At 58.4% G+C, this 17,558-nt stretch carries 12 protein-coding genes; 7 read left to right on the top strand and 5 right to left on the bottom strand.

Annotated elements, in window-relative coordinates:
- Window positions 1-44: 44 nt before the first annotated feature.
- The gene (locus tag PseAD21_RS08755) at window positions 45-7,166 is read right to left on the bottom strand and encodes an NEL-type E3 ubiquitin ligase domain-containing protein (protein ID WP_256588110.1); all 7,122 of its coding nucleotides are present in this window, start codon (window positions 7,164-7,166) and stop codon (window positions 45-47) included.
- A gap of 115 nt (window positions 7,167-7,281) precedes the next feature.
- Here PseAD21_RS08755 and PseAD21_RS08750 point away from each other — a divergent pair, with 115 nt between their 5' ends.
- Complete coding sequence (locus tag PseAD21_RS08750) at window positions 7,282-7,500, top strand: DUF2970 domain-containing protein (protein ID WP_102355341.1); 219 nt, start codon at window positions 7,282-7,284, stop codon at window positions 7,498-7,500.
- Window positions 7,501-7,506: 6 nt separating this feature from the next.
- On the opposite strand, the gene PseAD21_RS08745 is transcribed toward PseAD21_RS08750, so the two are convergent.
- Window positions 7,507-8,580, bottom strand: coding sequence for an ABC transporter substrate-binding protein (locus PseAD21_RS08745; RefSeq protein ID WP_102355420.1), 1,074 nt, complete (start codon window positions 8,578-8,580; stop codon window positions 7,507-7,509).
- A 524-nt stretch (window positions 8,581-9,104) separates the two neighbouring features.
- On the opposite strand from PseAD21_RS08745, the gene PseAD21_RS08740 reads away from it, so the two are divergent.
- Both PseAD21_RS08740 and PseAD21_RS08735 read left to right on the top strand, forming a co-directional pair.
- The gene (locus PseAD21_RS08740; RefSeq protein ID WP_102355340.1) at window positions 9,105-10,763 is read left to right on the top strand and encodes a nitrite/sulfite reductase; all 1,659 of its coding nucleotides are present in this window, start codon (window positions 9,105-9,107) and stop codon (window positions 10,761-10,763) included.
- On the top strand, window positions 10,747-11,241 hold the full coding sequence (locus tag PseAD21_RS08735; protein WP_008080464.1) for a DUF934 domain-containing protein: 495 nt from the start codon (window positions 10,747-10,749) through the stop codon (window positions 11,239-11,241). Before PseAD21_RS08740 ends, PseAD21_RS08735 begins: the two co-directional genes overlap by 17 nt.
- A gap of 66 nt (window positions 11,242-11,307) precedes the next feature.
- On the opposite strand, the gene sohB is transcribed toward PseAD21_RS08735, so the two are convergent.
- The gene (gene sohB / locus PseAD21_RS08730; RefSeq protein ID WP_102355339.1) at window positions 11,308-12,339 is read right to left on the bottom strand and encodes a protease SohB; all 1,032 of its coding nucleotides are present in this window, start codon (window positions 12,337-12,339) and stop codon (window positions 11,308-11,310) included.
- Between the two features lie 361 nt (window positions 12,340-12,700).
- Between sohB and PseAD21_RS08725 the strand changes: the two genes are divergently transcribed.
- Window positions 12,701-13,846: a polymorphic toxin type 44 domain-containing protein gene (locus tag PseAD21_RS08725; RefSeq protein WP_102355338.1), complete on the top strand. Its 1,146-nt coding sequence runs from the start codon at window positions 12,701-12,703 to the stop codon at window positions 13,844-13,846.
- A complete protein-coding gene (locus tag PseAD21_RS08720) occupies window positions 13,809-14,234 on the top strand; it encodes a hypothetical protein (RefSeq protein ID WP_256588109.1) in 426 nt (141 codons plus the stop codon). Before PseAD21_RS08725 ends, PseAD21_RS08720 begins: the two co-directional genes overlap by 38 nt.
- Before the next feature lie 26 nt (window positions 14,235-14,260).
- On the opposite strand, the gene PseAD21_RS30230 is transcribed toward PseAD21_RS08720, so the two are convergent.
- Complete coding sequence (locus PseAD21_RS30230; RefSeq protein ID WP_371859050.1) at window positions 14,261-14,431, bottom strand: gp19.5 family protein; 171 nt, start codon at window positions 14,429-14,431, stop codon at window positions 14,261-14,263.
- A gap of 247 nt (window positions 14,432-14,678) precedes the next feature.
- Between PseAD21_RS30230 and PseAD21_RS08715 the strand changes: the two genes are divergently transcribed.
- Complete coding sequence (locus PseAD21_RS08715; RefSeq protein WP_102355337.1) at window positions 14,679-15,389, top strand: histidine phosphatase family protein; 711 nt, start codon at window positions 14,679-14,681, stop codon at window positions 15,387-15,389.
- A gap of 64 nt (window positions 15,390-15,453) precedes the next feature.
- On the top strand, window positions 15,454-15,771 hold the full coding sequence (locus PseAD21_RS08710; protein ID WP_102355336.1) for an SCP2 sterol-binding domain-containing protein: 318 nt from the start codon (window positions 15,454-15,456) through the stop codon (window positions 15,769-15,771).
- Window positions 15,772-15,976: 205 nt separating this feature from the next.
- Here PseAD21_RS08710 and PseAD21_RS08705 read toward each other — a convergent pair whose 3' ends face one another.
- Window positions 15,977-17,551: an ABC transporter ATP-binding protein gene (locus tag PseAD21_RS08705; protein WP_102355335.1), complete on the bottom strand. Its 1,575-nt coding sequence runs from the start codon at window positions 17,549-17,551 to the stop codon at window positions 15,977-15,979.
- Between the last annotated feature and the right edge of the window lie 7 nt (window positions 17,552-17,558).

Below are 17,558 nucleotides of genomic sequence, written 5' to 3'. Positions count from 1 at the left end.
TCCCGGCGCCGGTTTGACCGGCGTCGGGAACTGCGCTTTCAGTTTCAGGCGTTGGACAGATGACTTGAAGAGCCCGGGACCGGCGTTTTTACAGCATTGATTGCATCGATTTCCTGCTGCGAAAGCTCGATCATCTTCACGTTGCGTTCGGCCGTACGATCGAACAACCGGTTCAAGTACTCTGGATCGTCGGCACTCAGTCCGTCATCTTCCCCGTCCTCGATCGATTGCAACGCATCCAGTTTCCTGAAGTCTTCGGGGTACTTATCCTGAAGGTATTCCACCCAGTAATCGCGCTGAATCAAATCCTCCAGAAATTTGTCCGATCGTTCGGCGTTACTGACTTCCGTCCGCGCCTCGACCAGTTGTTGCGGGCTGACGCCCGACGCATACGTCATGTTTTTCGGCTGCCCCGGCAACTCCAGGCCGTCCTCCCAACCTGCGGTCAAACCGATTCGATAACCCAGGCGCATCTCGGCTTCATCGAAACCACTGCGGGCTGCCGCTTTTTTCGCCAATTCATCGACCTTGTCCAGGCGAAACAGTCGCCGCGACAGATTCAACAACACCCCACCTTTTGTGCCTGATCGACCTGACGGCAATTCAAGCAATGCGTTATGGGTGAACACCTTGGTTTCCAGACCACTGAAGGTCAGGATCCGTCCATCAACGCAGGTGCCGTGGGTGGTCGAGCCGGCGAAGATGACTTCCCTGAGCTCGGTGTCGGTCGCGGCGGCTTCCATGACGGTCCATACCCGTCGCGTCAGGTCAGCGTTGGCCACCCTGAATTCGCGCGTGTCCTGCAGTCGTTCCAGCAGATGGAAGAACGCCGCACTGTCCGGCTCGGCAGCCAGTTGTTCCCACAGCGCATCGCGAACCGCCAATTGTTCGGGCGCGAAATTGGCCAGCCATGGGGCTTTGTACTGCGCCTGCGACGGCTCGATCGGCACGATCTCGTCGGATTCAACGCTGTCAGTCGTTTCGGTCAGCCCGCCCGCGCCGTCGTCAACCATCTCTTCCAGATCAGCGCGTGAAAAACCCAGTACCCGGTGACGTTCACCCGCGGCCTGATAAGCCCTGAGTCGCTCAAGACTTTCCTCGGACAAATTGTAGTTGTCGGTCAAGTCCGTACCATTCATCAACGCCTCGTGGGTACCGTCCAGTGCGTCCTCCGGCAGTGTGCTGATGTCGTTGCGGCTCAGATTGAGCATGCGCAGATGCTCCGCCTGCAACGCACCTTCGGGCCAGACGAACAGATTGTTGTTGCGCAAATCGAGCGCTTCCAGTCGCCCGAAATAATTGACATCGAACGACTCCAGGTTGTTGTAACTCACATCCAGCCAGGTCAGATGTTCCAGACCGGAAAGGGCCTCATACAAGTGCTCGGAATCGTAGAAACGGTTACTGGAAAGCTCCAGCCGCTCCAGCGCAGACATGTTGCGCACCGATTGAGGTAAAGCCTCCAGCTCATTGCCGCCAAGCTCCAGAGTCCGTAACTGAGTAAAGGCTGCGAGAAAACCGCTGGCGCCCTCGGCACTCAGCCTCGTCCCTGTCAGGTTGAGCGTGCGGACATGCGCAAAGTCGTCTGGTAGCGCCGGGATATCTCCCAATTGCAACCCGTTCAGATCCAGTACGGCTTGCGTCACACCTTGCAGGTTGGGCAACCTTGCCCGCCAACAGGTGAGGATTCGCCAGGCCGCCAGACTGCGGGTCTGCGAGGAGATGACCCAGTCTGTTCCACGGGTCTCGCGGGTGTAAAGCCAGCCATTCAGTTGGCGCACCAGCGTATCAAAAGTCTGGTTCCAGGCGCCGATCCGAGCACCCGTTTCAGCGTTGGTCGCTCCGCTGGCGCGCATCTGCTCAATCAACTGCGATGCTTGTTCGGCACTGAAGGCCGGCTGCATGCGCTGAAGACTGTTGATCATCAACGTCTCACCCTCGCCTGCCGCCGCGTGGGGATATGGCAGCAATTGCCTGGCAATCGAGAGTCCACTCTCCGCTGGAGGAAACGTCAGCGGGACCGGCTCATTGGCAAATGCTTGCAGCGCCCCCTCGGGCAGCCCGAAGTCAAACTCGATCCGCTGTTGCACAGCACGCAGCGCTGCCGTCGCGGCTGGCGTCAAAGGGTTACCGGTCAGATTGCTGTTGAGCACGGCATGGCTGTCCAGAAACGCTTGAGGCAGCGTGGTGATCTTGCTGTTGCGCAAGTCCACCCAGGTCAGCTGAGCGAGCGCTTCAGCACCCGCAGGCCAGGTTTGCAGATCCGTGCCTTGCAAGTTCAGCGCTTTCAAGCGCGTCATGCCAGCGACGGTCAGTCCGGTCAGAGGGTTGTTGTGCAAATCGAGATATTCAAGGGCCGGCATTGATTCCAGGCCTTGCTGCAACCGGGGCGTGTCCGTCAACAGATTATTGGAGAGATCCAACCGTGACAGCCTCGCAAGGCTACCCCGTTCAATCGGCAACTCATGCAGGGCGTTGTCGCTCAGGTCGAGCGTCTGCACCTCCCGAAAGGCCGCCAGGAAGCCGCGCAGTTGCAAGGCATCTACTCGCTGGCCCAACAGAAGCAAGGTACGTACATGTGAGAATGCATCGGCAGGCAATTGCGGAAGCTCGCTGAGCATCAACCCCGACAAGTCCAGCGTCGAGGCGGATACCGTTGAACCGTAGCGTTTGAAAAGTCCCTTGCGCCAACTGGTTCTGATGGCATGCGTCGCGTTGGATCGCCCGATTATCTCCCTGAGTGACTCTTGCGAGGCCATGCCCGTTTGCAACCAGTCAACAAGCTGCCTGTCGAGGGTTGCAAACTGCTCGCTCACGGTTTCGATGGCTGCGTATCGTTGCTGCTCGTCAGGCCACTGCTCAAAGAAGCGGTCGAAGATGCTCTGCGGCGACGCGCTCAAGCCTTCGCCCAGACGCTTCAATTCGCCTTTGCAGTAATCCCGGACCATCGCTTCGCGGTCAATAAGATGCTCGGGATGTGTCTTGACGTACTCATAGGCGACCTTGAAGTTTTCGCGGGAGAACTTCGACCAGTCAAGTGACAACCCCGACCACAACTTTTCGTGCCCCTCGAGCAGCCCTGCGGGCAAGGTGCTGATCCCGGTGTCCTTGAGGTTCAGGCGTTCGAGATCAGGCAGTTCAAGTACCCCGGCCGGCCATTCGAGCAAGGAATAGGCGACGATCTCCAGCTTGCGCAGTTTGTGCAACGGGCTGACGTCGAAGGCAATCGGCTGGTAACCCGACGAACAGACTGTCAGTTCCTCAATTCGGGTGAGCCTGCCCAACCGTGCCGGCATGTCAGCGGCAAACGGGACCGCGCTGTAAAGCGTCAGACTGGTCAGCCGCTCCATGCCCTGCAAGGCTTGCGGGACATTGCTGAACGTCTCGCTTGTCGCATTGATGGTCAGTTTCTCCAGATGCGGGAAAACGCCCAGCAGCACGTCGGCATTGGTATCGGTGATGCAGCGACCACGAACATTCAGCTCACGTACGTGAGAAAAGTCTGCTGTCAGAAGCGGTAGTGCCTCATCACATACTAAGTGCAACTGGCCGAAACGTGGATGGACGTGCGCCAGCGGTGAAGTTCGCCAGCTCTGCTTGATGTTGTGCACGACGCTGGACTTGCCACCAATCATCGATTGCAGCGTGGGTTCCGGTGTCGGTTGGCCCTCCCATTCGGCCAGTGTCGCCTCAAGCTCTTGCCATTCGCGGGTACGCCTTTGCAGTAGCTCATAGATTTGTGCGTCGCTCTTGCCCGACGCCAGTTGCTGAAGAATGAACCCGCCCGCCTGCTGATCGGTGAGGGTTGGATAGACATTCTGCACCCGTGGCACCAGCAGCGGATTAACGCCCTGCCCGCGTCCACTGGCGTAATAACCGAGGCCATGCCCCGGCACGCGCAGTGCCGGTTTGAAGGGTTTGCTGACGCCATGGCGCTTGCCGGCCAACCGGGCCAGTTCAGAGCGATGTTGATGGGCATGGTCAATCACCAGTCGACGCAGAGAAGCACTCTGACTGACGTCGGCAAGCCCCAAGGCCTGGCGGGACTTGTCAGGCAAGGCATGCATGACCGAGGCGAAAAAGTTATCGCCCTGGCGAGGAATGCCGTTGAGTTCCTCTGCACGTTCGTTGAAGGCCTGATAGGAAGGCCCCCGTTTGACCAGATATTTGAGCGGGTGGGTGCTTTCAGCGCCGAGACTATCGATCAACGGCCCATGGGTGCTGTTCTCGCGCACTTCCAGACGTACATCGGGCGACCAGCCAGGGAGTCTTTCCAGCACCCGAAAAGCCAGCCACCGGCTCTCGGCCGACGCCAGGTTTTCCATGTGCAGCCCGGCGACGGCATGATCGAAGCGCCTGCGCTGCGCGTAATCTCGCGACGCTTCCAGCAGCCTCAGAGGCACGCGCCTGCCACTGTCCAGACGCGCCAGCTCCTCGGCGTCTGCCTGCAGCAACACTCTGATGGCTGCCGGGCTGCCCAACCCGGGCGTCGCCCGTTGCAGTCTGGCAACCCGTGGTTCGTGCGAATGCGGCTCAGCATAGAGTTGCTCGAACATCGCCGGCTGACGGGTCTTCAGGAAATCCGCCAACTGCTTCCTGAATTCAACTGGTCGGGCTTCATTGACACGGGCCGCTTCAGCCCCCAGCAACCGGATAATCTCCGGCTCATCCAGCGTATCCAGAATACGCCCGGGCATCTGTTCACTCAGGACATCGGCGCGAGTGATCCGGATCGGTGCCTTGATACTGTCACCCGGCAATAACGCCTCAGTGCCATGCTTGACGCTAGCTCCGGACCAATCCGGGCCGTCGAAGATCTCAAGTACGCGCCCGGCTGGCCAGCGTGGCATTTGCGGCAGCAACGGCAATGCCAGCAGGAACTGGGCGTCAAGGCTGGTGCCTTGCTCGATCTGGTCGATGATCCGGATCACACCCTGATCAGCCTCGAACAGGCGCAAGGTATCGGCCAACGCCAGAGGTACAGGCAAATGATCCATGTGCATTTGGCGCAGAGCGTCATCACTGACTCCACTGACATCCGCGATATTGAGCAATTGCTCGTCGGAAAAGGCTTCGGTGCAATGGCCCATGCGTCGCAACAAAGTCAATCGATCCCAGCTCAGCGGCCGCTCCAGCGTATTCCGCCAGGCCCCCAGACGATTGTGTTCGAGGATAGGTTGAAAGGCTGAAGCATCGTTCGGATGGAGAATGCGCCATTGGTTCAACTGTTCGTCGAAGTGCGTCTGGTAGACCTTGCCCTGCTGGCGAATGTACGTCTTGCCATTCAATCGATGCAGGCCTTGCGCATCCGGGACAGACGCTGGATTCAATCCTGCAGGGCTTTCATAGGACGCAAGGTCAGGTGTCCATAACCGCCACTGGCCGTCGGGGCGCTCAATCAGTTCAGCGCTCTCGATCACCGCGACGGGCTTGGCCGCGCTCAGTCTGCCAAGGCCTTTTCCGACACCGGCCATGACCCCGATCAACGCGAGGTTTTCCGCCACATCGACCAGGTGCCCCTTGGCGGCCTGACGATCACCTTCAGTCCATTCGACAGCGCCCTCGAGCGACTCGTACAGCAACTGACCGGCCATCACCGTCATCATGATCTCGCCCAGCACCGGTACGAACATCGACACCATGTTCAGCGCGAACATGCCGAATTCCAGCAAATGATTGAGCCTTTTTGCGCGGACATTCGCGTCAACGTCTGCCGTCGGTACGGCGTGAGCACGCGCATCGGCGATGAACTTGTCGCTGTGCTGTTCATAGAGGTACTGCCACAGATCGGTATTGGCCGCCCAGATACCCGCCACGCCTTTGCGGACAATGCCGAACGGATTGAGATAGGGATCTTCCTCCGGTTCACGTTTGCCCGGACGCTCGGGCGGCAGCTCCTTGATCTGTGTAAGAGCAGAGAACGGTGGAATCATCTGGATGACTTTCACCCAGATCGAACGCAACGGATCTACCGGTGCGTCCGCCGAAGACCGGGTGAATTGACTGAAGTAATAAGGACGGTCGGCATAGGCCACGAACTGACTGAAAAAGCGCTGATAGGCCGTCGCCGCCTCATTCGAAGGCACAGAGTCAGGCGCCGTGAATTTGCGTTTGAATACTTCGCGCATCTGCGCTGAGGTGTAGCGTTTGAGCGGATGTTCCGGATCATGGGGGATGTAGACGATGAACTCGTTGGTGTAGCGATTGCGTTCGCTGATGCTGAACACCACACAACCGGTCATCCGGTGTTTCATCAGGCTCAGGTCGCGAAACCACACAGGTTTCTCGCCAACACGCGGATGAATCTCACCGTCGACGACCGACAGAATCATTCTATAGTCGTCCGGTTCGATGTCCTGCTTCAGCAGGGCCAGCTCGGCAGCTGCGCGCAGTGCGGTTTTCTGGCTGCTGATGAATTGCTCGCGCAATGCGCTGGCCGTCTGAAAGAACGCTTTCACGCGCGTCTGGTATCGGGCACCAATATCCAGCGTACGACACAGCGACAGAAACTGACTGACGGTGATCTCGGCCGTCACAGCCTGGAATGTACCGGGGTTCGACGTCTCTACGACAAACCCGGATTCGCGATGAAAGGCCCCCTCTTCGCATTCCGCCGCTTCGAAATTATGCAGGGCTGCCTGCAGCAGTGAGAGTTTCAATACTTCAAAACTGGACACCTCGATTTCCAGTGCACTGACTTCCAGAGCGTGCCTGAGACACAACAGGGTTTTGTTGACGTCGAGCTCGACATTGAATTGATCTTTAAGCGCTTTTATCAGTTGCGCCTCGGCAAATGCCTCGATGCTCTCAAGCGCCGCCATCGTCTTGTCCAGCCGTGACTGGGCAAGAAAGCTTTCAGTGACGCGCGCCTGCACGTCGCGTAATTGCTCAGCAGACAACTGCTGATACCACTGCGGCAACTGCGTGCCGGCACGTTTGATATGGGCACGACGTTCGGCGCTGGCATCGATCAGCCAGCCGGGCACCACGTGCTCAAGGCGCTTGCCGTGAATACTCGCGCTGGCCACAACCTTCGTTTCAACAGGCAACGGGCTGCGAGAATTCTTCGCCACTGCCGGCTGCGTCGGGGGATGAATGGACATTCTGTCGCTCCTGAAAAATGGAACGACAGAACACCATTTCCGCCTCGGCTGACTGCGGTACATAGTTATCGCTTCGGTCGCGAGTTGTTACCGACTGCGTCTGCAGTGACGAGGTGGCAACGGCACAATCCGACAGGTTGGCTATGCTCTCAGGGGAACCTAAACAGACGGGGGATTTATGGACGATCCAGTCGACAACAAACCGCCAACCTTCTGGCAGATGCTGCACAGCGTCATGGCTGCGGCATTCGGGGTGCAGAGCGGGAAAAACCGGGCCAGGGACTTCACCCATGGCAAGCCCAGCCATTTCCTGATCCTGGGCATTCTGTTCACTGCGGTGTTCGCCCTGACACTGTTTGCCATCGTCAAACTGGTGCTGCATTTCGCCGGGGTTTGACGTCGCTCAGTGCATCAGCGTTTGCAGGCCGAACGGGTAACGGTACGAGGCCGGCTTGCCCTTGGCTGAAAGCTGGCGGAAGTTCACGCCATAGTTGGGCGATTTGCCCATCGCCAGCAGTTGTCGGGCCTGGGATTTGTCGATCAATTGCAGCAACGGAATCTGCCGGTCACGCCCCCCGTATCGATCCAGATCGACACCCGACTCATGATCGTGCAACTCGACCAGTGCCCACCCCCCCAAGGTGAAGTGCTCACCCACCAGCGCGCTCAGACGCCCATCGATAACGGCTTGCAGCGCAGCGGGCGAAGTGTTGACCGCACTGAAAAAAACATCGCTGCCAGGCCGCTTCCCTGCTTCGGAAAAAGCCCTCATCGCACCGAAGGCCATTTCATCATTGGCCGACCACACCAGCGATACGTCGGGATAACGCTTGACCAATTGCCTGGCCTGCTCATAAGCGCGCTGTTGAGTCCAACCGCTGTAGACCAGTTGCCGCAACCGGACCTGCGGATGCTCGGCCAAGGCACGCTGCATACCCCGCTCGCGCAGTTGTGCCGACGGTGTGATTTTCAATCCGGAAAAGGCCAGCGCTTCAATCTGTTCGCCATTTTCAACCGGCGGATGCACCTGAATCAGTGCCTTCATCATCAGATATCCACCCTCTTCGTCGTTGGGAATCAGACTGCCAATGCGGTCGGGACGGTCTCCCACCAGGGCTTCCTGATCAGGCGTCAGCACCGCGTTGACCATGAACAGCTTCACGCCGCTGTCCTGGGCCATGCGCAGAATCTGTGGCGCGACGTATTGTTCATTGACGAACATCAGATAGTCGGGGCGATTGGCGCCCTGCAATGCGAGGCGCGCTTGAGCCAGAGTGAGTTCCGGCTGACGCTGGGAATAGAGGATCTGCAAATCGATGCCCAGATCGCGGGCGGCGGCCTGCATGAATTGCGAATAGCTGACCCAGAAGGCTTCTTCGGTCGAGCCCGGATTCAGAAAAAGCACCGATTCCGCCCGCGCGCAGGTTCCCAGAACCATGCCGAAAAGCAGCAGAGCGAGGTGGAAAATCTTCAACATGAACATCCGGGCCCAAGGAAAAATGGCCGCGCATTATAGCCCTCGAACCAGCGGCTATTGACGCCTGATCCCGTTATTTGTCCGACAATCTGTCGGAAGCGGACCCGGATGAGTCGTTTACTGATGACTGACCCAGAATACCGCTGTCCCTACAACGAGAATGATCAGGAACAAAATGGCCCACGCATCGACACTGCTATCGCTTTTTCTTGCCTTGGTCGGGTTGCTCATTGCATCGCCTCTTGTCGGTTTTATCGGTGATTGCAGAAAGACTCGACCACAGTTAAGACGATGATTGTCCGCACGACAAATGTGGGTTAGTTGACAGCCATTCTCGTTAGGCGATTTGGTTCTTTACATATACTCAAACATCACTTTTGCGCATAACTGCAAACGGGTATATTGCCCCGGCTCCGTTAGGGAGTGCGCGGCCGTGCGCGCAGAATTGCAGAGGCACCATCGGACTCCAGCAAGCGAAAACGCAGCGTTTTCCGAGTAGCCCAAAGCCTGAGAACAGGACTTATATGTACGTATACGACGAGTACGATCAGCGGATCATCGAGGACCGCGTCAAGCAGTTCCGTGATCAGACCCGACGCTATCTGGCAGGTGAGCTGAGCGAAGAAGAATTCCGCCCCCTGCGCCTGCAAAATGGCCTGTACATCCAGCGTTTCGCGCCGATGTTGCGCGTGGCGGTGCCTTACGGCCAATTGACTTCGCGTCAGACGCGCATGATGGCCAAGATTGCCCGTGACTACGACAAGGGCTACGCCCACATCAGTACCCGGCAGAACGTGCAGTTCAACTGGCCGGCGGTGGAAGACATCCCGGACATCCTCGCTGAACTGGCTACCGTGCAGATGCACGCGATCCAGACCAGCGGCAACTGCCTGCGCAACGTCACCACCGACCAGTTCGCCGGTGTCGCGGCCGACGAATTGATCGACCCGCGCCCATGGTGCGAAATCGTCCGTCAGTGGACCACGTTCCACCCGGAATTCGCCTACCTGCCGCGTAAATTCAAGATCGCTGTCAACGGTTCGACCGCTGACCGTGCAGCCATTGAAGTCCACGACATAGGCCTGGAGCCGGTACACAACGAAGCGGGTGAACTCGGTTTCCGCGTGCTGGTCGGCGGTGGCCTGGGCCGTACCCCGGTGGTCGGCGCGTTCATCAACGAGTTCCTGCCGTGGCAGGACCTGCTGAGCTACCTCGACGCCATCCTGCGGGTCTACAACCGCTATGGCCGTCGCGACAACAAGTACAAGGCGCGGATCAAGATCCTCGTCAAGGCACTGACGCCGGAAGTGTTTGCGCAGAAAGTCGACGCGGAAATGGAACACCTGCGCGGTGGCCAGACCACGCTGACCGAAGCCGAGCTGCACCGCGTCGCCAAGCACTTCGTCGACCCGGACTACAAGGCGCTGGACAACCAGACTGCCGCTCTGGCCGAGCTCGACCAAGAACATCCGGGCTTCGCCCGCTGGCGCAGCCGCAACACCCTGGCGCACAAGAAGCCGGGGTATGTGGCCGTGACCTTGTCGCTGAAGCCGACCGGCGTTGCCCCGGGCGACATCACCGACAAGCAGCTCGATGCCGTCGCCGATCTGGCCGAGCGCTACAGCTTCGGCCAACTGCGCACCTCGCACGAGCAGAACATCATTCTGGCCGACGTCGAGCAAAGCCAGCTGTTCACCCTGTGGGGCGAACTGCGTGAAGGTGGTTTCGCCACGCCGAACATCGGCCTGCTGACCGACATCATCTGCTGCCCTGGCGGTGATTTCTGCTCGCTGGCCAACGCCAAGTCGATCCCGATCGCCGAGTCGATCCAACGCCGTTTCGACGACCTGGACTACCTGTTCGACATCGGTGAGCTGGACCTGAACATCTCCGGTTGCATGAACGCCTGCGGTCACCACCATGTCGGCCATATCGGCATCCTCGGCGTGGACAAGAAAGGTGAGGAGTTCTACCAGGTCTCCCTCGGCGGCAGCGCCAGCCGTGATGCGAGCCTGGGCAAGATCCTCGGCCCGTCCTTCGCTCAGGAAGCCATGCCTGACGTGATCTCGAAGCTGATCGACGTGTACGTTGAACAACGTACCGAAGACGAGCGCTTCATCGACACTTATCAGCGTATTGGCATCGACCTCTTCAAGGAACGCGTCTATGCAGCGAATCATTAAGAACAACGAGGTCGTCGACGAAACCTGGCACTTGCTGCCCAAGGATTTCAACATCGACGAGATCAGCAACTGCGACGACTTGATCGTTCCGCTGCAACTGTGGCGCGAACACAGCCGCATGCTCAAGGCCCGCGACGGCGGCCTGGGTGTCTGGCTGGACGCCGATGAAGAAGCCGAAGAGATCGGTGAAGACGTCGCCGAGTTTCAGGTGATTGCCTTGAACTTCCCGGCGTTCACCGACGGCCGCAACTACTCCAACGCCCGCTTGCTGCGCGACCGTTATGGTTTCAAAGGTGAGTTGCGAGCAATTGGCGACGTGCTGCGCGATCAGTTGTTCTACATGCACCGTTGTGGCTTTGATGCCTTTGCCGTGCGCCCGGATAAAGACCCGTACGAAGCCCTTGAAGGTCTCAAAGACTTCTCGGTGACCTATCAGGCTGCCACCGACGAACCGCTGCCGCTGTTCCGTCGCCGCTAAGCTTTCGGGTTTACTGCGCAAACAAAAACGCCGGTCATTGACCGGCGTTTTTTGTGGCTGACTGTTTTACCAGAAGCGCTGTTGCGTCAGGCGACTCCACCAGCTCAGCAGTACACGATCGACCGATCCGCTGGCCGCCATGCCGATGCGCTCCTGCAGGCTTTTGCGTTCGGCGTAATGCAGGTGGTAGACCTCAGCCTTTTTCGCCCGGTCTGCCAGATATTCATCGCTGGTCTTGAGTTCATCGACCAGTTGCTTGTCCAGCGCTGCAACGCCGAGCCAGACCTCACCGGTAGCCACGTCGTCAATCGCCAGTTGCGGGCGATAGCGGGCCACGAAGTTTTTGAACAACTGATGGGTGATGTCGAGGTCTTCCTGGAACTTCTCCCGACCCTTCTCGGTGTTTTCGCCAAACACCGTCAAGGTACGTTTGTACTCACCGGCGGTGAGGACTTCAAAGTCGATATCGTGCTTTTTCAGCAAACGGTTGACGTTGGGCAACTGCGCGACCACGCCGATCGAACCGAGAATCGCGAACGGCGCGCTGATGATCTTCTCGCCGATGCACGCCATCATGTAGCCGCCGCTGGCCGCGACCTTGTCGATGCACACGGTCAATGGCACGCCGGCCTCGCGGATACGCGCCAGTTGCGACGATGCCAGGCCGTAGCTGTGCACCATGCCGCCGCCGCTTTCCAGACGCAGCACCACTTCGTCCTTCGGTGTGGCGAGGGTCAGCAGCGCGGTGATTTCGTGGCGCAGGCTCTCGGTGGCCGATGCCTTGATGTCACCGTCGAAATCGAGCACGAACACCCGGGATTTGGCCTCGGGTTTGCTCTTCTGCTTCTTCTCGGTCTTTTCCGATTTGGCCTGCCCCTTGCGAAGGGCCTTGAGCTGATCCTTGTCGAGCAGGGTCTGCTCGAGGCGCTCACGCAGGCCCTTGTAGAAATCATTGAGCTTGCTGACCTGCAACTGCCCTGCCGACTTGCGCCGGCCCTTGCTGCGCAATGCAGCAAAACTGGCCAGCACCACCAGAATGGCGACCACCAGGGTTACGGTCTTGGCCAGGAAACTGGCGTATTCGGTGAAAAACTCCATAAGACATCCAATGAGGCGTTTGAGCCCCATTCTACGGGCGTCTTTCAGCCAATGTCTAACACTGTTGTAACGGAATTCTAACGGTTTGTGACACCTCAAAGGGCCATTTCCAGAGGCCTGCGCGGGCGCGATAAGGCTCAGGCAGGCTCGCGATAAGGCTCACGCGAGGGCACCCACGGGGGGACGCGAGGGCTGACCCTGATTGAGGTGGTCACTCAGATTTTTCTGTCAGATTCTCAAAGACCCGACTGAGCAGATTAAGACTTTTCCTACAGACCCGCCCTTCTGTTTCCGGTAGCCTCCCCGCGCCAGATTAAAGGCTGGTTATGTCTATGGACGAAAGACGCAAGGACGATGCTCAATGATTTCTTCTGCTCGACTGGGTGACAAACACGTCTGCCCTTTACCTGGGCACGGGACTACCCCTATCGCTTCTGCATCCGGTGATGTGAACATCAACTTCATGGGGTCCGCTCGTGTTGGAGATACCTGTGGGTGCGGTGCAGTCATCACTACAGGCTTTCCTTCCATTCAGGTGAATGGCCGTCCTATGGCCCACTTAGGGAGCCCCACAAGCCACGGCGGGACAATCATCACGGGGTCAGGTGATGTCGGTGGTGGCTTTGTCATGGGTGATGCTGGTGGCGCAACGATCATCAACTTCATGGCCCTTGGAGCGTTCCGGCCGGATGGCTCTGTGGACGATGAGAAGATGGCGACCTTGTTGGCTGACCCGAATCTTAAAGAGAAGGCATTAGCGGCGAACGCTTTGGTAGACCCTAAGGCTGCCAGTAAGGAGCCTGAAGAGAAACCCGAGCCGAAGGCAGAACCTCCAGTCTGTACCGACCCAGACATGATGGAGAAGGTGGCGGACTACATCGCGGACGAGATGAATCGCAATATTCATCACCCTTCCGTTTTGAAGATGAAAGAGCTGCTCAGATACGACATTGCCAAAGAGACCCGCAAGCAAATGGATCTGCCTTGGTATGCTCAAGTTGGCGCGACGAGCCCTCAAGCAATCGGGGCGGCAAACGGCGCTGCTGCAATGGCGATTTGGACTGAGCGTGTTGGACAAAATCGGGATTGGGACCACAAGCCTAAAATCTATGCGAGGTTCGGTAGCTATTACCAAAAGCAAGGGGAATACGACTATTTCTATGATATCTGGTCAAATATCCACTACGGCTACGTAGGGCGAGCTGGCGGCCTTTCTGAAAGCGTGTTGGCCGATGGTGCCGGTGTTGAGCAGATTGCCTCGGACTCCATCCGAAAGGTTTTCGATTGGAATAAACGTCGGGGGCCTCACGCAACCCCAGGTGTCGATGGGATGAAGGCTTATGACGATGTACCGGATCGGATATCGATTGGCATAGGGATCAAACTATTCGCTGAGCATCCTGACGGAGGCATCACCGCCAAAATGATCATGGAGAAGGTTCTTGCAGTTAAACCAGAGGATTGGGGCGATGGCGTTATTGTCCACGTTTGCAAGCAAGCTGAGTAAGGGGAAAGTCGTAGTTCTTCTCCTGCTTGCAATACTCGTATTTTGGTATGTGACGTTGCCCAGAGTAGTCGTCAATTACCCCACGGGTGGCCGGGAGGAGCTGCGCTATATTTGGAACACTCAGCACCGTATCGACAAAGGAGGCATGCTCCCCGGTGAAGGGACGGCGGACATCGGCCATATTTTCCCTGATAAGGATTTCTTCATGATGTTTGATTGGTGGTCCGACAAGAAGCTTCGGAGGTGCATCGACATAACGCCAAAATGGGCGTCAACGACAGAAATCAATCTTGACGCCACAGGCAGGATCGACATAGCCAAGACCTCTCCAAACGTTATTTCCCGCTTGAAACCTTGCAAAGGCGAACTTGACCCTTTCCGGCCCTAAGTAGCCCTGCCAGCACCACGGCAAGGTCACCCATCACAGCCACCAAGTAGAACGCAGACAACATCCCCAAAGCCTTCGACCAAAGGACCACCTTGAGCAGCTCCCAGAGTGACAAGGAGTAGACCAAAAAATCGGTAGGTGACACGGTGGGTAGCCAGAGTGCGGAGTACAGCACAGGTCTTCCACCGTGTAGTCATCGCATAGCCCTCCTTGAGCTGTAGGTTTGGTGGTGTTGATAACCACCCACTCTCAGAGCCTCTAAAGGACTCCTCTAATCAGGGGGGGGGATATCCCTTACCCATGCGCCGCCTCGTCGACCAGCCGTGAAACCTCTGGCAACAGGCCTGTAACAAGCATTTCAAACAAGCGTATGTTTTTTCATTGACAGTACTCCGTCATCCTCATAACCTCGCCAAACCTTCAACGTACCGGGATGACGCGGACGTGGGCAGTATCTATCTGATTCGACATGGCCAGGCCTCCTTTGGTGCAGACGACTATGACGTCCTGTCACCCATCGGTGTGCGCCAGGCAGAAATCCTCGGCCAGCACCTCGTCGAACTGGGAGTCCGTTTCGATCGCTGCCTGGCGGGCGACCTGCGCCGCCAGCAACACACGGCCACCAGTGCGCTGGAGCAATTCACCGCCAAAGGCCTGTCGGTACCGACGCTGGAAACCGACGCCGCGTTCAACGAGTTCGATGCCGACGCGGTGATCCGCGCCCTGATCCCCGCCATGCTGGTGGACGAACCGGAAGCCATCGACATCCTGCGCAACGCGGCGCAGAACCGTACCGAATTCCAGCGCATCTTCGCCTTGGTCATCGAGCGCTGGCTCGCCGGCACCCACGACACCCCGGGCCTGGAAAGCTGGCTGGGTTTCGTCGAGCGGGTGCAAGGCGGGCTGCAGCGCATCCTCGAACAGGCCGACGGCAACCAGAAAATCGCCGTGTTCACCTCCGGCGGCACCATCACCGCCCTGCTCCACCTGATTACCCAAATGCCTGCCAGACAGGCATTCGAACTGAATTGGCAAATCGTCAACACCTCGCTCAACCAGCTGAAGTTCCGCGGTCGCGAGGTGGCTTTGGCTTCCTTCAACAGTCATGCACATCTGCAGCTGCTGAAGGCTCCGGAACTCATCACTTTTCGCTGAGTCCGGATAACTGTGACCCTTGCTGTAATCACCCAGCTCCCATTACCCAAGAAAGGATCGAACCATGACCTCCGTAGCTGATGCCGTAAAAGCGATGCAAGCCAAGTTCAACCCAGCCGCTGCTGCCGGTCTGGACCTGGTCTTCGGTTTCAACATCACCGACGAAGACAAGCAGTACTCGCTGATCGTCAAAGACGGCACTTGCGACATCAAGGAAGGCGAAAACCCAGATGCCAACTGCACCCTGGTGCTGGACAGCGAAACCCTGAAAGGTATCGTCAGCGGTGAAACCGACGGCATGCAGGCGTTCATGGGCGGCAAGCTGCGCGTTGAAGGCGACATGATGCTGTCGATGAAACTGTCCGAACTGTTCCCGTCGTAAGACGTCGTTCGGTTTGCAGAAAATCCCGCCCTGGTGGCGGGATTTTTGCGTTCAGGCATCAAGGATTTCGCTGAAGCACCGACTGCCTTCGCGAGCAAGCCCGCTCCCACAATGGAGCCGGCGGCAACCCGCCAATCCCGAAACAGCCAATCCCCCCGGTGGGAGCGGGCTTGCTCGCGAAAGCGTCAGCTCTGGCAGCAGGTCATCAACCGGCAAATGACGCGGCCAGCAGCTCCTGCGTATAGGGGTGCTTTGCCGCGCTGAAAAGATTGCCGGTCTCCCCCCGCTCCACCACCTGTCCTTCCTTCATCACGATCAGATCATGAGCCAGCGCCCGCACCACCGCCAGGTCATGGCTGATGAACAGGTAGGTCAGACCATGCTCTTGCTGCAAACGCCGCAGCAGCGCCACGATCTGCTTTTGCACCGTGCGATCCAGTGCCGAGGTTGGCTCATCCAGCAGGATCAAGTCGGGCTTGAGCACCAGTGCCCGGGCAATGGCGATGCGTTGCCGCTGCCCCCCTGAAAATTCGTGCGGATAGCGATGCCGCGTTGCCGGATCGAGACCCACTTCACGCAGTACCTCGATCACCGCCTGCGCACGCTGCGCGGCATTCAAATCGCTGTGCACCTGCAATCCCTCGGCAATGATCTGTTCGACGCACAGACGCGGACTGAGACTGCCGAACGGGTCCTGAAACACCACTTGCAGGCGTTTGCGCAGCGGCCTCAGCTGCTTGCCGCTCAACGCCTCCAGCGCCTCACCGGCAAAACGAATGCTGCCCTCGGCGTCGATCAGCCGCAAAATCGCCTGACCCAATGTCGACTTGCCCGAACCTGACTCGCCGACAATGCCCAAGGTCTTGCCGCGTTGCAGGTTCAGATCGATGCCCTTGACCGCCTGCAGGTAAGTCTTCGGCCGCCACCCACCGCCGCCGAGACGGAAGCGCACATTCAGATCGCGCACTTGCAACAAATCCTCGGTGGCGTCGAGACATAAGGCATGCCCGCCAGGTTCGGCATTCAGCAACTCGATGCTGTAAGGATGCTGCGGGGTGCGGAACAGTTGTTCGCACGATGCCTGCTCGACGATCACACCGCCGCGCATCACCGCCACCCGCTGGGCAATCGTGCGCACCAGATTCAGGTCATGACTGATGATCAGCAACGCCATGCCGAGCCGCTGCTGCAGCTCCTTGAGCAACAGCAGAATCCTGCGCTGCACGGTCACGTCGAGCGCGGTGGTTGGCTCGTCGGCGATCAGCAACTGCGGCTCACAGGCCAGCGCCATGGCAATCATTACCCGCTGTCGCTGGCCGCCGGAGAGCTGATGCGGATAGGCCTTGAGCCGTTCCCGGGGGTTCTGGATGCCAACCAGTTCCAGCAATTCAAGAGTGCGCTCACGGGCTTGCGCGCCCGCCAGGCCTTTGTGCAGCGCCAGGCTCTCGCCGAGTTGCCGTTCAACCGTGTGCAGTGGATTCAGCGAACTCATCGGCTCCTGAAAAATCATCGCAATGCGATTGCCGCGCAGCTGCCGCAGATAACGCTCATGCACGCCGAGCAGCTCTTCGCCGCGGTAGCGAATGCTGCCGTCGATCCGCGTGATGTTCGGGTCGAGCAGTTGCAGGATGCTGTGGGCGGTCACCGATTTGCCCGAGCCGGACTCGCCGACCAGCGCCAGGCACTCGCCCGGGCGGATGTCGAGGTCGAGGCCGTGCACCACTGGCTGGCCGTTGAATGCTACACGCAGGTCGCGTATTTCGATCAGGTTATCGCTCATATCAACT

This window comes from Pseudomonas sp. AD21 (assembly GCF_002878485.1).
Lineage (GTDB): Bacteria > Pseudomonadota > Gammaproteobacteria > Pseudomonadales > Pseudomonadaceae > Aquipseudomonas.
Note: the sequence above shows the minus strand (reverse complement) of the source record. Positions and strands in the feature narration are given on the sequence as shown.

Bases quoted from the DNA above. Each gene is read 5' to 3' on its own strand.
- PseAD21_RS08745 (WP_102355420.1), bottom strand. From the start codon at position 8,580: ATGTTGAAGATTTTCCACCTCGCTCTGCTGCTTTTCGGCATGGTTCTG.
- sohB (WP_102355339.1), bottom strand. From the start codon at position 12,339: ATGGAGTTTTTCACCGAATACGCCAGTTTCCTGGCCAAGACCGTAACC.
- PseAD21_RS08740 (WP_102355340.1), top strand. From the start codon at position 9,105: ATGTACGTATACGACGAGTACGATCAGCGGATCATCGAGGACCGCGTC.
- PseAD21_RS08705 (WP_102355335.1), bottom strand. From the start codon at position 17,551: ATGAGCGATAACCTGATCGAAATACGCGACCTGCGTGTAGCATTCAAC.
- PseAD21_RS08720 (WP_256588109.1), top strand. From the start codon at position 13,809: ATGGCGTTATTGTCCACGTTTGCAAGCAAGCTGAGTAAGGGGAAAGTC.
- PseAD21_RS08725 (WP_102355338.1), top strand. From the start codon at position 12,701: ATGATTTCTTCTGCTCGACTGGGTGACAAACACGTCTGCCCTTTACCT.
- PseAD21_RS08710 (WP_102355336.1), top strand. From the start codon at position 15,454: ATGACCTCCGTAGCTGATGCCGTAAAAGCGATGCAAGCCAAGTTCAAC.
- PseAD21_RS08735 (WP_008080464.1), top strand. From the start codon at position 10,747: ATGCAGCGAATCATTAAGAACAACGAGGTCGTCGACGAAACCTGGCAC.
- PseAD21_RS30230 (WP_371859050.1), bottom strand. From the start codon at position 14,431: ATGACTACACGGTGGAAGACCTGTGCTGTACTCCGCACTCTGGCTACC.
- PseAD21_RS08750 (WP_102355341.1), top strand. From the start codon at position 7,282: ATGGACGATCCAGTCGACAACAAACCGCCAACCTTCTGGCAGATGCTG.
- PseAD21_RS08755 (WP_256588110.1), bottom strand. From the start codon at position 7,166: ATGTACCGCAGTCAGCCGAGGCGGAAATGGTGTTCTGTCGTTCCATTT.